The organism is Niastella vici (assembly GCF_002077945.1).
Classification (GTDB): domain Bacteria; phylum Bacteroidota; class Bacteroidia; order Chitinophagales; family Chitinophagaceae; genus Niastella; species Niastella vici.
The window spans coordinates 388,445-401,549 of sequence record NZ_LVYD01000013.1; the positions used below are offsets into that span (position 1 = coordinate 388,445).

Genomic DNA, 13,105 nt, shown 5'->3' on the forward strand with positions numbered 1-13,105 from the left:
GCAGTTGTTTCACTGCTACCCCTCAGGCCTTTTCAATTTCTTTAAAATAAGTATTGATAAACTTCTTCAACCCTACCCATAGGCACTACTTCAATATTGGCGCCCGACTGCGCAATTGATTTTTGTCCGTACCGCGAAACAATGATCTTTTCAAAGCCCAGCTTTTCGGCTTCTGCTATCCGTTGTTCAATGCGGTGAACGGCCCGCACTTCGCCACTCAACCCCACTTCGCCGGCAAAACAAATATGAGGCGGTAAGGGAACATCTTCATAGGAGCTCAGGAGAGCGCAAAGAACGGCGAGATCGATGGAAGGGTCTTCTACCTTCAACCCGCCGGCAATGTTCAGGAAAACATCTTTTACGCCGAAATGGAAGCCTCCTCTTTTTTCGAGTACTGCCAGCAGCAATTGTAAACGTCGCAGATCGAAACCCGATACCGTGCGTTGCGGAGTACCGTAGACCGATTGGGTAACCAGTGCCTGCACTTCAATGAGTAAAGGACGCATACCTTCAATGGTGGCTGCAATGGCAATACCACTGAGTTGATCTTCTTTTTGCGTCATCAGTATTTCGCTCGGATTATTTACGCCACGCATGCCGGCGCCGGTCATTTCATAGATCCCTAATTCCGATGTGCTGCCAAACCGGTTCTTGATCGTTCGCAAAATACGATAGGCATAATGACGGTCGCCTTCGAACTGCAACACAGTATCAACCATATGCTCCAGTATTTTGGGGCCGGCAATGCTGCCGTCTTTTGTAATATGACCTATCAGGAACACAGGCGTATTGGTTTCCTTGGCAAAGCGCTGGAATTCTGCAGCCGATTCCCTGATCTGGGATATGCTTCCGGGTGACGAATCAATATAAGGCGATTGAATGGTTTGAATGGAGTCAACAATGACCAGGTGTGGTTTTAATTTCCTGATCTCCTGAAAAATGGTCTGTGTTAATGTATCAGTAAGCAGGTAGAAGTCATCGTTCTGGATCTTCAGCCGGTCGGCGCGCATTTTTATTTGTTGCTCGCTTTCTTCACCGCTGATATATAACACTCTTTTATCTTTTAACTGTAATCCGTTTTGCAGGAACAACGTTGATTTACCAATGCCAGGTTCACCGGCGATCAATACTATGCTGCCCGGTACAATGCCGCCGCCTAGTACTCTGTTTAATTCTGCATCTGTTGTAGTGATGCGTATCTGTTCACTGCTGGTGATGGTGTGTAATGCAATGGTGCGTATTGATTTTGTTTCTTCATTGTAATCATCCCATCCGTTCTCTTTTTTTAATGAGGGTTTTGAAAGAACTTCTTCAACGAACGTATTCCATGTACCACATGATGGACATTTTCCAACCCATTTGGCACTTTCATATCCACAATTCGAACAAAAGAATGCTGTTTTAACTTTAGCCATGCGATAAAGTTAATGAAAACCACACCGGTAATTAAAGTAGTGCATTGAAAATAGTCATTGATGTGATGAGGATGTTGATAATGGATGATTTTTAATACAAAGTATCATGTTGTAAAAATTGATGAAGCTGAAAAACAGCGTTGAGGGTATGTGGTAGTGATGAACAACCGGTGATTACAACGCCGATTTTTTTGCGGTAAAAAATGATGGAAAAAGGCGGCAAAAAGGGGGGTAAAAACAGGGGGATTTTTTTAAAAGTAAAAAGGCCAACATTGCTGTTGACCCTTTACTTACTAACCCATTAAATTCTTGCACTAAATTACAAATAAGCGCCACATAACAAAATTATTTTTTGGGGTTGTGAATAAATTCCAACGCCTTAATAATGAATAGCATGTTTAGCATTTTAGTGCCATAAGGCATTGATAATCAAATTTTAAAGGAATTTTAAGAATATTGCCAAAAGCCTCGTGATAAAATGTCAGCCCACTGCGATTATACGCTAACAGAATGACAAAAAGGCCCCCGATTTCTGACTAAAAATGGCGTAAAAATTACTCAAATTAATTGGTAACTGATTTGATAGATTATTGTTACTATTTAATAAATAAGCGAGAAAAATGACACCATCAATTTTTGTGATTTCCATCCTCTTTTTAGTGATCAGTATGTTGGTGTCCGGTGTACTGAAAAGCAAGTTTGCGAAGTACAGCCGGGTGCCCATATCGGCCGGTTTAACGGGTAGCGAAGTGGCAATGAAAATGTTACGTGATAACGGTATATATGATGTTAAAGTGGTATCAACCGACGGCTTTTTGAGCGACCACTACGACCCAACTACCAAAACGGTAAACCTGAGTGCTGACGTATATAATGGTATATCAGTGGCTTCTGCGGCTGTAGCAGCCCACGAGTGCGGCCACGCCGTGCAGCATGCCTCTGCCTACCAATGGTTAACGCTTCGTAGCAAGCTGGTTCCGGTAGTGATGTTCAGCTCCGGTATTGTGCAATGGATATTGCTGCTGGGGGTAATTATGATAAAGGCCTTTCCGTCCTTACTGCTGATAGGTATTATACTTTTTGGTCTAACTACCTTATTCTCAGTAATTACGCTGCCCGTTGAGATCGATGCCAGCCGCCGTGCCCTTGCCTGGTTAAACCGGTCGAACATTACCAGCGACCGGGAATACCCGCAGGCAAAGGACGCGCTAAAATGGGCTGCCTTAACGTATGTGGTGGCTGCCCTGGCTTCTATAGCTACCCTGGTACAATATATATTTATATTCCTGGGCGGAAGCAGGAGCAGGGATTAACCCCAACCCCGCCAGCTGGCGGGGAAATGCAGCTATCCGGCCTCAATATTCGCCAGAAGCGGAAAATGAGGTCTCTACCATAAAAATGTAAGATTGGTTATGTGGGTTATGATGAACCCCGCCGTTCAATGGCCTTGCTTCGCTGAAGCTTCGCCAGGCGCGGCGGGTTTTTTATTTTAACAAACATTAACATTTACGCGGCATCAATTAAAGAGGCTGAAAAGGCGCCCAAGGGGCTGTTGAGCGAATACAAAAAGCAGCGATCTAGGTAATTTTGGAATTTCGGCTGCACACTTATCGACCATAACTACGCAGTTATTGCCAAAACTGCACACTTATCAATTTATACTTTGCCGTATGTGTTTAAGAGGTAGATTTGACTTGTCTGATTCACTTTTTTCCCTACGCCTTTCTGGTTTTATATTTCGATCGGGTAATTTCTTACCCGATCCTGTTTTTTATATAGGTACCCCAAGGGCGGAATCTCCCACAATACTTTAATATACCTTTTTTATATATGAGGAACTTTTACCGGCCTTCACCGGCTGGTAGAGTTAATGGGCAACAGCAAATGTTTATTTGCTACAGGGCATAACCCTCCCTGGTCCTGGGCTAACAAGACCCTGGAAAGGATGAACAGGCAGGACAAACCGCATTGAGCAGTTATTGATCCCGACGGAATGGATCATCCGGGCGGGCACTCACCATTGACCATTCACCTTTAAAGCTTTATTTCATCATCGTGCTTGTCGAAGAAATGGAATTCAGTGAGGTGGTAATTGGTATTCTCCCTGATCTTGACCTTTTGGCCGTATTTCCATCGCCATTTCCATTGTTTCGATTTAAACATGGAACCTTTGGTAAGGTAGGCATGCATAATGGGATGTACAACCAGCGTAAGATCTTTGTGCTGATGGGTAATAAGATAGCTGAGGTTCTTTTCAATTTCATCTTCCAGCAGCAGGGTAGAAGAGATTTTACCTGTACCGGCGCAGCTGGGACAAACTTCCTGGGTATTGATATTTACCTCAGGTTTCATGCGCTGCCGGGTAATTTGCATTAACCCGAATTTGGAGATGGGCAGTACAGCATGCTTTGCCCGGTCGGGGCGCATACATTCTTCCATAGCCTCCAGCAGCTTCCTTTTGTTATCGGGCAGCTTCATATCAATAAAGTCAACCACGATAATACCACCCAGGTCGCGCAGGCGTAACTGACGCGAAATTTCGGCGGCTGCCTCAAGGTTGGTTTCCAGGGCATTCTGTTCCTGGTTGTTGCCAACGCTCTTGTAACCGCTGTTCACATCAATGACGTGTAAGGCTTCTGTGTGTTCAATAATAAGGTAGGCGCCGCTGGGCAGGTTAACGGTTTTACCAAAAGCAGCTTTTACCTGTTTGGTAATACCATACTGGTCGAATATGGGCAGTCCGTTATGATAATAGGAAACGATGTCGGCTTTTTCGGGGGCAATACGCTGAATATAGTTGCGGGTGTCGTTATAGATATTGCGGTCGTTCACCACCACGCGGTTAAAATCTTCGTTCAGCAGGTCGCGTAAAATACTGGTGGTCTTGGTTTGCTCACTCAATATTTTGGCGGGGGCTACTGCACCTTTCAGGTTTCCCTGAATGGTTTGCCAGGTTTCAACAAGTTCGGCCAGGTCTTCGTGCAATTCGGCGGTATTCTTTCCTTCAGCAGCTGTACGTACTATTACCCCAAAGTTCTTTGGTTTAATAGCTTCCACTATTTTCTGTAACCGTTTCCGTTCCTCAGCAGAGTGGATCTTGCGCGAAACGGCTACGATATCATTAAATGGAGTAATGACAACGAAACGTCCGGGCAGCGAAATTTCGCAACTAAGGCGGGGGCCTTTGGCTGCGATGGGTTCTTTTAAGATCTGCACCAGGATGTTCGGCTTGCCGCTCAGTACTTCATTGATCTTACCAGTCTTTATGATCTCCGGCTCAACCTGGAAGGTAGCGAAGTTAAAACCCTGCGGGCTATTGTCGTTAATAGCTATTTGGGTGAACTTCAATAATGAGCGGGCATATGGACTGAGGTCAGTGTAGTGGAGGAAGGCATCCTTTTCAAAACCTACATCCACAAATGCAGCATTTAAGCCGGGGATGAGTTTTTTAACTTTTCCAAGATATAGGTCTCCCACCGCGAAACTTGCATCAGCTTTTTCATGATGCAATTCCACGAGCTTTTTGTCCTCTAATAGGGCGATTTCCACCCCCTGAGGCGCTGCATTTATAATTAGTTCCTTATTCAAGCGTACTGTCTTTATACCGTCTAAACCATTCTCATCACTACAAGGAAAGGTGCTGAAGAGGAATTAGTTGTCAGGTATCAGAAACATCATTAATGCAGGTAGCCTGTAATAAATGACAACATAACTAGATTCAGCGAAAGAAGGAAAAGGCCTCGCCGTTTGGCGCGACCTTTTTCAAGAAGATAAAACTAGCGGTTCTTCTTCTTATGCCGGTTTTTTCTAAGTCTTTTTTTACGCTTGTGCGTTGCTATTTTATGACGCTTTCTTTTTCTACCACAAGGCATATAACACCAATGAGTTTAAGATTAAATAATACTGTTTAAAATGTCTTTTACCGGAAAGGTTTAATTATTTATTACCAAGTAATTTTATCCGTTCATCAATTTCTTTCACAACATCGGCATTGCTGATATGCTTCTTGCCCTCCTGATACCATTTCACTGCATTTGCCTTGTCTTTATGTTGTTCGTAGGCGTCGGCCAGCATTAAGATCGCTTCAACGTTATCTGGCTGGTGTTGCACCACCTTCAACAGGCGGTCGATCGCTTTATCAAACTGCCCCGATACCATACCGCCCAACCCGAGCATAAATTGTGCGTACATATTTTCCGGGTCCCGTTCTGCCACTTCCCTGATCTTCATAATTCCTTCCATGGGGCCTTCGCCGAGGTTGCCAAAAAGGATCGCGCTACCTAACCCAACTTTCAACGAATCGTTATTTGGCGCAATCTGTAAAGCTCTCTCAAATAACTCTTTAGCCTCTGTTGCCATCCACCGCTGTAACTCAGGGTTATCCTGTCGGCGTATACCCTCTAAAAAGAATTGGGCAGCAAAGGTGAGACTTTTTTGAGAATTTTCCAATTTAGAGGCCTGTGCAGAATAATAAGCGTAGGGAAGCAGTAAATGAGCCGAATCTTTCCAGAATTCAGCCAGCTGTTTATAAACCTTAACCTGCTGTTCTTTTACATCTCCGCGCACTACAGCTGTTTCCAACTGGGCAACATAAGCTTGCTGGGCAGCGCTCAATTGCTGTTTGGATGCCTCCAGGATGGTATTAAAACTTATTTCCTTCGCACCGGTTGCTGCTGCAACAGCACCAGGGTTTTTTTTAGGGGGAATGGTTTTGCCAAAAAAGTAGATCAGACACAGGAGTGTAACTCCACTGCCTACCAGGATCAATTGCTGCTTTTTCAAGAATCAAATCATTTAAGCAGCAAATTTACATCTCATCATCCGGGTTTGGCTGATCTTCTTTTACAGATTGCAGTTTTTTAACTTCTGCAACGAATTCTTTAGCTGGCTTGAACGCAGGAATAAAATGTTCAGGTATGTGCACCGCAATATTCTTCTTGATATTACGGCCGATCTTAGCAGCTCTCTTCTTAGTGATAAAGCTGCCGAATCCACGAATGTAGATGTTCTCGCCCTGGGACAAGGTGTCTTTTACTTCCTTGAACATGGTCTCCAGCGTAACCAGCACATCAACCTTCGGTATACCTGTTTTTTCCGATATTTGGTTAACGAGGTCTGCCTTTCTCATGTCGCATGAATTTTTACGGGTTTACAAATTTTTATTTTTCGAAAAAAATTTTCATAGGAATGTCAAAGGCAATCTACACTAAATCAATTCTTTAATGAAATTAACGGTAAATTTTCACATTTGCAAGAAAAGTATAAACAATTGAAAATGAATTTTAAACAATTTTCGTGCCCGTTTTTATACCAAAGTTGTTCATTTTCATTTTGTTATGAAGCTAAACGGCCGCAAAACAAGTATTAGCAATTTTTTTCAGTTTTGATAAAACCAGCTTCCATACGGCCATTCGGGGATGAAAAAAGGCCTCCTGGTCGACCGGAATGGTAAAAAAACAAGGAATTTTCAGCCGGAACGGCCATCCCGATACATCGGGATGGTAAGTTCTATCTGGCCAAAAAAAAATTAGAATTTTCAGATGAAACCTGATTTTACGCGTAGGTTATTACAGTGGAATAAAAGCAGTAACACAAGAGCAATGCCCTGGAAAGGAGAGAAAGATCCATACAAAATATGGTTGAGTGAAATTATACTGCAACAAACAAGAGTTGAACAGGGATGGAGCTATTATGAAAAATTCATTGCTGCGTTTCCAACAATTCTTCATCTGGCAAAAGCAAACGAAGAAAAAGTTTTTAAGATGTGGGAAGGGCTCGGTTATTACAGCCGCTGTAAGAATCTTATTGCAACAGCCCGTAAAATTGCCAGTGATCATAAAGGAAAGTTTCCTGCTACTTATGATGAAATAAAAGCATTGCCCGGCATAGGGCCTTATACCGCTTCAGCGATCTCTTCATTTGCGTTCAATGCACCGCATGCAGTAGTAGATGGTAACGTGCAACGTATACTGGCCCGCTATTTTGGTATAACCACACCTATTGATACAACTGCAGGTAAGAAGGAGTTTCAAACGCTTGCCCAGTCATTGTTACAGCAAGATGCGCCCGGCATTTATAACCAGGCCATCATGGACTTTGGCGCCGTGATCTGCAAACCGCAGAACCCGTTGTGCAATGATTGTGTTCAGAAAAAAGATTGTGCGGCACTTAAACAAAATACGGTAAGCCAGCTACCGGTAAAGCAAAAAGCCATTATACGCAAAGAACGCTGGTTCTATTACTTCATCATAGAATGCAAAGGCAAATGGTATATACGGCAAAGAACGGGTAAGGACATATGGGAAAATTTGTTTGAGTTTGTATTGTTTGAATCGACCGCCGCTGTTGACGATATTACCATAAAGCTTCCTTTTTTGAAAAAACTGGTGAACGGGCAGCCCTGCCAAATAGAAAGCATCAGCCGGCTTTACCGGCAGCAGCTTACACATCAAACTATTCATGGCCGGTTTGTTAAAATAAAAGCGCCCGAAACATTGCCTTCCCTGAAAGATTACCTATTGATTGATAAGAAACAGCTGGCAAAATATGCTTTCCCCCGGTTTATTACTACCTTTTTGGGCGAACCGGCCGCCCCGGCCCAACTGTTCTAACGCCGTTAGGAATCTTTATAACCGATCATATTCCCCTGCCAGCACATTTATGGGTGGCAATCATACATGGTAAAAACCATACTATTTGTGAAAGGCGCTACCAATGGGTTTCCCGGTCATAATAGCCTAAAAAACTTCTCTTTTTTTCTATTAAAAAATTTAACTTTAAAAAGGAATAATAAGGCGCAGACGATTATTAACATCAAATTTCCCATCTATGAGAGGAGTAAACAGGGTAATGCTAATTGGTAATTTAGGAAAGGACCCGGATACACAGCACCTTGAGGGACATATTGCCGTAGCAAAATTTCCTTTGGCAACCACCGAAACATTTAAAGACAGATCGGGCAAGCTCATTTCTCAAACAGAATGGCATACTGTGGTGCTTTGGAGAGGATTGGCAGAGCTGGCGCAGAAATATTTACACAAAGGCAGCCTGGTATATATTGAGGGAAGGCTTCGTACACGCAGCTGGGAAGACAAGGAAGGCAATAAAAAATTTGCAACAGAAGTCGTAGGAGATAATCTTATAATGTTGGATAAAAGGGCCGATGCTACCCATGGCCAGCATGGTACTACAACACCGCATGGTGAAAATATAGAAGGTTTTAACAGTGCCGATATACCACCCATAAGTGATACCCCATCCCAGGATTTGCCATTCTAACTCATACTATTATTTTTGCAGTTCAAAAATAAGTTCAGCAGGGGGCCGATTAAAAGGTTTGTAGATTGCTTTTAACCGGCCCCTTTCTGATTAACTTTGTTGGGTAATGATGTAATGGCAGGGATATAATTCGAGATGACGATCATTTTTTTCATGAAAACCCCCGATTTTGGATAAGCCTTTGTTGATTTTTGGATCAGAGTATGTGAATAAGCTACTGTTGATGGTGACCAATGTACAGGCTACCACGCTGCTGGCTGCTGCAGTGCTGGTGTTATTACTGCTATCTTTTTTTATTTCCGGCGCCGAAATGGCTTTCTTTTCGCTTACTTACCGGGATATTAACATGCTTAAGACCAAGCAGGACACCGGCTGGAAAAGGATTGCCTCCCTGCTCGAAGAACCCAGGGCCTTACAGACTTCTTTAATGATAGCCAATACCCTGGTGAACATAGGCGTGATCATACTCACCAACTTCTTTATTGACCAGGTGCTCATCATAAAACCCGGTAACGTATCCATGTGGGTAGGGTATGGCATTAAACTGGTCATCATTTCTTTCCTCATTATTTTATTTGGCGAAATACTGCCTAAAGTACGCGCCTCGCAAAATAACCTGCGCTCGGCCTATGAAGCCAGTTTCCTGGTTGAAGTGGTCTTTTATATGTTCAAACGTATCTCGGTATGGTTACTGAAGGTATCCGATACCGTTGAATCGTTGTTTGGGGGCAAGGCATCCCGCGCTTACACCCACCAGCAACTGGAACAGGCCATCAAAAGCACCATACACGAAGAAGAAGAACAACGCATCCTGGCCGGTATTTATAAATTTCCCAATATTACCGTTAAGCAGATCATGCGCACCCGCCTCGATGTGAACGGAATTGAATACGAGGCCAGTTTTCAGGCGCTGAAAAGAAAAGTAGAAGAACTGCATTATTCCCGTTTACCGGTTTACCGCAAAAGCCTCGACGATATTGTTGGCATTGTACATACAAAAGACCTGTTGCCACACCTGAACGAGCCTGATAATTTCGACTGGCATATTGTGGTTCGGCCCCCATTCTTTGTGCATGAGCAAAAACATATTGAAGACCTGCTGAAAGAATTTCAAACCCGGCACATCCACTTTGCCGTGGTTGTTGATGAATTTGGCGGAACCAGCGGTATTGTTACCCTCGAAGATATTCTTGAAGAGATCATTGGCGACATCAGGGATGAATTTGATGAAGAAGAGACCGGCAGCAAGAAGGTAGATGACCATACCTACATTTTTGAAGGCCGTACCATGATACATGATGCCTGCAAAATGATGAGCCTGCAGGAAGATACATTTGATGCGGTAAAAGGCGACAGCGATTCAATGGCCGGTTTAATGCTTGAACTGGTTGGTGAAATTCCCAAAGTGAACGACACCGCCAGTGTGGGCGATTTTGATTTTGAAGCCCTGGAGGTTGACCGTAACCGCATTCGTAAAATAAAAGTGACCATCAATATAAAGCAGGATAAGCAGGTGAGCTAGCAATTGGGGAGAAGGTTAACCAGTTAAATAAAGACGCTATCCTGTCGTCACCTCTTTTGCCGGTTGGCTTGCTGCCGAGGGCGAAACAAGAGGAACCGAGGGAAGGCCTAATAGTATATTTCGAATGAAAACATCGCTGATAAAGAACATTTCCTTTTTTGTATTGCTGATTTTAGTGGCAGCCTGTAACAGTCCGTATTCGCCCAGGCCCAAAGGATATTTTAAAATTGACTTTCCCAAACATGAATACAAGGTGTTCGAGCAGCCCGGCTACCCCTACACCTTTGAATACCCGGTATATGCTTCCATTTTAAAGGATTCTACCTTCTTTGAGGCCAGGCCCGAAAATCCTTACTGGATCAATATCGACTTTCCCCGGTTTAACGGAAAGATCTATATCAGTTATAAAGAAATTGGGAAAAACCAGCTGAACAAGCTGGTGAACGACGCCTACAATATGACCTACAAACACACTACCCGGGCTACCGAGATCGTTGATTCGCCCATGCATACCGCCAACGGGGTAAGTGGAGTATTTTTTTCAGTAGGTGGCAATGCCGCCACTGCCAAACAGTTTTTCGTTACCGACTCGGTTAAGCATTTTTTACGGGGCGCTTTATATTTTGATGCCAGTCCCAATGAAGATTCGCTCAACGTGGTAAACAACTTTTTACAGGACGATATGAAGCACCTCATTAGCACATTCAGGTGGAAATAGTTGCCGTTCTGCGTAAAAACGCCATATGGCGATTTATGGCAGGAAAGTTATGAACCCCCAATATGCTTCTTTATGTTTAATTTTGCGCTTTAAAACATTTTTACGTGATAGTAGTAGACAAAGTGTTGATCAGTGATGAAATAGCCGAGGCCCAGTTTGTGTGCGACCTTAACAAATGTAAAGGCGGGTGTTGTGAGGAAGGCGATGCCGGCGCACCGCTCGAAGATGCCGAGCTCGATATCATGGTTGACCTGTTCGAAAAAGTAAAACCCTACCTCACCCCGGCCGCAATTGCAGAAATTGAGCGAAAGGGTAAATATGTTTATCATAGAGAATTTGGCTGGGTAACGCCCACCCTGGGTGGCGATAACGAGATCTGTGTATACGGGTCGCGCGATGAAAAAGGCATTATTAAATGCGCCTTTGAACAGGCTTATAATGATGGAGTTATAGGCTGGAAGAAACCCATAAGCTGCCATTTCTTTCCCATCATTCAAAAAACCGGCAAAAGGGGCGAATACGACCGTATGAACTACGAACCCCGCCCCACCTTATGCAGCCCCGCCTGCTCCCTGGGGAAAAAATTAAAAGTGCCGGTATACAAATTCCTGAAAGAACCCATTGTTCGCAAATACGGCGAAGATTTTTATAAAGCCCTGGAAAAAGCGGCCACTGAATATTATACCGGGAAGGAAAAATAAGATACCGGAATTAAGAAACTCTGAACTACGAACTTAAAACCACGAATTAGCATGAGCGAGCACTCCTCCTCTTTCATGGCAAAAAGCACCATTAAGGCTGCGGATCTGGATCACCGGCGGAAAGTAAATTTCAATATAGGTAAGTATAATGCCAGTGTGCCACTGGGTAAAAAACAGTTTACTGATGTGCATCTGGCGCGTGAGCGGGCCAAGAATATAAAATGGCGGGCCATTGAAAAGCTCGATGAGCACCTGCTGCAGTTTGAAGCCAATTTAACCAAACGCGGCGGAAAAGTGATCTGGGCCGAGGATGCCAAACAGGCTGTGGAAGCCGTTTTGAAGATCTGCAAGGCGAAGAATTGCAAAACGGTCGTGAAGAGCAAGAGTATGGTGACCGAAGAAATTCACCTCAACGATCACCTCGAAGAGCATGGCATTGAAAGCGTGGAGACTGACCTGGGAGAATATATTCAACAGCTGGATGGCGAACCGCCGTATCACATTGTTACGCCGGCCATGCACAAGAGCCGGGAAGACATCGCCAAATTATTTGCCGAGAAATTGCACGTGCCCTCTAATTTATCGGCCGAGCAATTGACCCTGGTAGCCCGGGATGTATTGCGCGAAAAATATGTGCAGGCTGAAGTAGGCGTTACCGGCGCCAATTTCATTTTGGCCGATATTGGCGGTATAGCTGTTAGTGAAAATGAAGGAAATGCCCGCTTGAGCAATGCTTTTCCTAAAACGCATATAGTTATTACCGGTATTGAAAAGGTGATACCCTCCATGAATGACCTGGCTTTGTTCTGGCCATTGCTGGCAACCTACGGTACCGGTCAGTGGATCACTTCGTACAATACCATTATTTCAGGTCCACGCCAGCCGGGCGAGCCCGATGGGCCCGACGAAATGTATGTGATACTGCTCGATAACGGCCGTACCAACATTTTGGCCAATGAAAGAACCCGGGAAAGTTTGTACTGCATCCGTTGCGGCGCCTGCTTAAATGCCTGCCCCGTGTATAAGAACATTGGCGGTCATGCGTATGAAACCACCTACAGCGGTCCCATTGGTGCAGTTATTACGCCTCAGTTGAAAGACATGGGCGAATGGAAACACCTGAGCTACGCTTCCTCATTATGTGGAAACTGTACCGAAGTGTGCGCTGTAAAGATCAACCTGCATGAAATATTGCTCGAGAACCGGCACGATGCCGTGGAGAAAGGCACCGCCCCCTGGGGCGAAAAAGTAGCCTGGAAGGTTTGGAAACAGGCCAGCCTGCACCGGGGCATGATGAACATGGGCAATCAGAAATTAAAGAACTGGATGGTAAATAAGGTCTTTAAGGGCTGGACCACCAACCGGGCCGACCTGAACTTTGCCGGGAAAACGTTTAATCAAATGTGGCGGGAGAAGGAAGAAAGTAAAAAGTGACCATTTAAAAATAATTTCTAAAAGTCAACTTTTACAG

At 44.2% G+C, this 13,105-nt stretch carries 11 protein-coding genes; 7 read left to right on the plus strand and 4 right to left on the minus strand.

Going from position 1 to position 13,105, the window contains the following annotated elements; genetic code table 11:
- Window positions 1-41 precede the first annotated feature (41 nt).
- Window positions 42-1,415 (minus strand): DNA repair protein RadA, encoded by a 1,374-nt coding sequence (radA, locus tag A3860_RS07235; RefSeq protein WP_081145878.1) that lies wholly within the window; start codon window positions 1,413-1,415, stop codon window positions 42-44.
- 620 nt (window positions 1,416-2,035) lie between these two features.
- On the opposite strand from radA, the gene A3860_RS07240 reads away from it, so the two are divergent.
- The gene (locus A3860_RS07240) at window positions 2,036-2,728 is read left to right on the plus strand and encodes a zinc metallopeptidase (protein WP_081145879.1); all 693 of its coding nucleotides are present in this window, start codon (window positions 2,036-2,038) and stop codon (window positions 2,726-2,728) included.
- A gap of 721 nt (window positions 2,729-3,449) precedes the next feature.
- Here A3860_RS07240 and A3860_RS07245 read toward each other — a convergent pair.
- The 3 genes from A3860_RS07245 to A3860_RS07255 form a co-directional block, all read right to left on the minus strand.
- Window positions 3,450-5,003, minus strand: coding sequence for an Rne/Rng family ribonuclease (locus A3860_RS07245; protein WP_081145880.1), 1,554 nt, complete (start codon window positions 5,001-5,003; stop codon window positions 3,450-3,452).
- A gap of 348 nt (window positions 5,004-5,351) precedes the next feature.
- Window positions 5,352-6,197: a tetratricopeptide repeat protein gene (locus A3860_RS07250; RefSeq protein ID WP_081145881.1), complete on the minus strand. Its 846-nt coding sequence runs from the start codon at window positions 6,195-6,197 to the stop codon at window positions 5,352-5,354.
- Between the two features lie 25 nt (window positions 6,198-6,222).
- Window positions 6,223-6,543, minus strand: a complete 321-nt coding sequence (locus A3860_RS07255; protein ID WP_081145882.1) for an HU family DNA-binding protein — start codon at window positions 6,541-6,543, stop codon at window positions 6,223-6,225.
- 412 nt (window positions 6,544-6,955) lie between these two features.
- Between A3860_RS07255 and mutY the strand changes: the two genes are divergently transcribed.
- From mutY to A3860_RS07285, 6 genes are all read left to right on the plus strand, one after another.
- A complete protein-coding gene (gene mutY, locus A3860_RS07260) occupies window positions 6,956-8,026 on the plus strand; it encodes an A/G-specific adenine glycosylase (RefSeq protein ID WP_081145883.1) in 1,071 nt (356 codons plus the stop codon).
- Between the two features lie 217 nt (window positions 8,027-8,243).
- Window positions 8,244-8,693: a single-stranded DNA-binding protein gene (locus tag A3860_RS07265; protein ID WP_081145884.1), complete on the plus strand. Its 450-nt coding sequence runs from the start codon at window positions 8,244-8,246 to the stop codon at window positions 8,691-8,693.
- A gap of 169 nt (window positions 8,694-8,862) precedes the next feature.
- A complete protein-coding gene (gene gldE / locus A3860_RS07270; protein WP_081145885.1) occupies window positions 8,863-10,215 on the plus strand; it encodes a gliding motility-associated protein GldE in 1,353 nt (450 codons plus the stop codon).
- 124 nt (window positions 10,216-10,339) lie between these two features.
- Complete coding sequence (gene gldD / locus A3860_RS07275; RefSeq protein ID WP_081145886.1) at window positions 10,340-10,933, plus strand: gliding motility lipoprotein GldD; 594 nt, start codon at window positions 10,340-10,342, stop codon at window positions 10,931-10,933.
- Window positions 10,934-11,037: 104 nt separating this feature from the next.
- Entirely contained in the window at window positions 11,038-11,634 is a 597-nt protein-coding gene (locus A3860_RS07280) for a DUF3109 family protein (protein WP_081145887.1), read from the plus strand.
- Window positions 11,635-11,685: 51 nt separating this feature from the next.
- Complete coding sequence (locus A3860_RS07285) at window positions 11,686-13,068, plus strand: LutB/LldF family L-lactate oxidation iron-sulfur protein (protein WP_081145888.1); 1,383 nt, start codon at window positions 11,686-11,688, stop codon at window positions 13,066-13,068.
- Window positions 13,069-13,105: the final 37 nt, after the last annotated feature.

Excerpts from the sequence above, each read along its gene's own strand:
- A3860_RS07285 (WP_081145888.1), top strand. The coding sequence starts at position 11,686 with ATGAGCGAGCACTCCTCCTCTTTCATGGCAAAAAGCACCATTAAGGCT.
- A3860_RS07255 (WP_081145882.1), bottom strand. The coding sequence starts at position 6,543 with ATGAGAAAGGCAGACCTCGTTAACCAAATATCGGAAAAAACAGGTATA.
- A3860_RS07265 (WP_081145884.1), top strand. The coding sequence starts at position 8,244 with ATGAGAGGAGTAAACAGGGTAATGCTAATTGGTAATTTAGGAAAGGAC.
- mutY (WP_081145883.1), top strand. The coding sequence starts at position 6,956 with ATGAAACCTGATTTTACGCGTAGGTTATTACAGTGGAATAAAAGCAGT.
- gldD (WP_081145886.1), top strand. The coding sequence starts at position 10,340 with ATGAAAACATCGCTGATAAAGAACATTTCCTTTTTTGTATTGCTGATT.
- A3860_RS07240 (WP_081145879.1), top strand. The coding sequence starts at position 2,036 with ATGACACCATCAATTTTTGTGATTTCCATCCTCTTTTTAGTGATCAGT.
- radA (WP_081145878.1), bottom strand. The coding sequence starts at position 1,415 with ATGGCTAAAGTTAAAACAGCATTCTTTTGTTCGAATTGTGGATATGAA.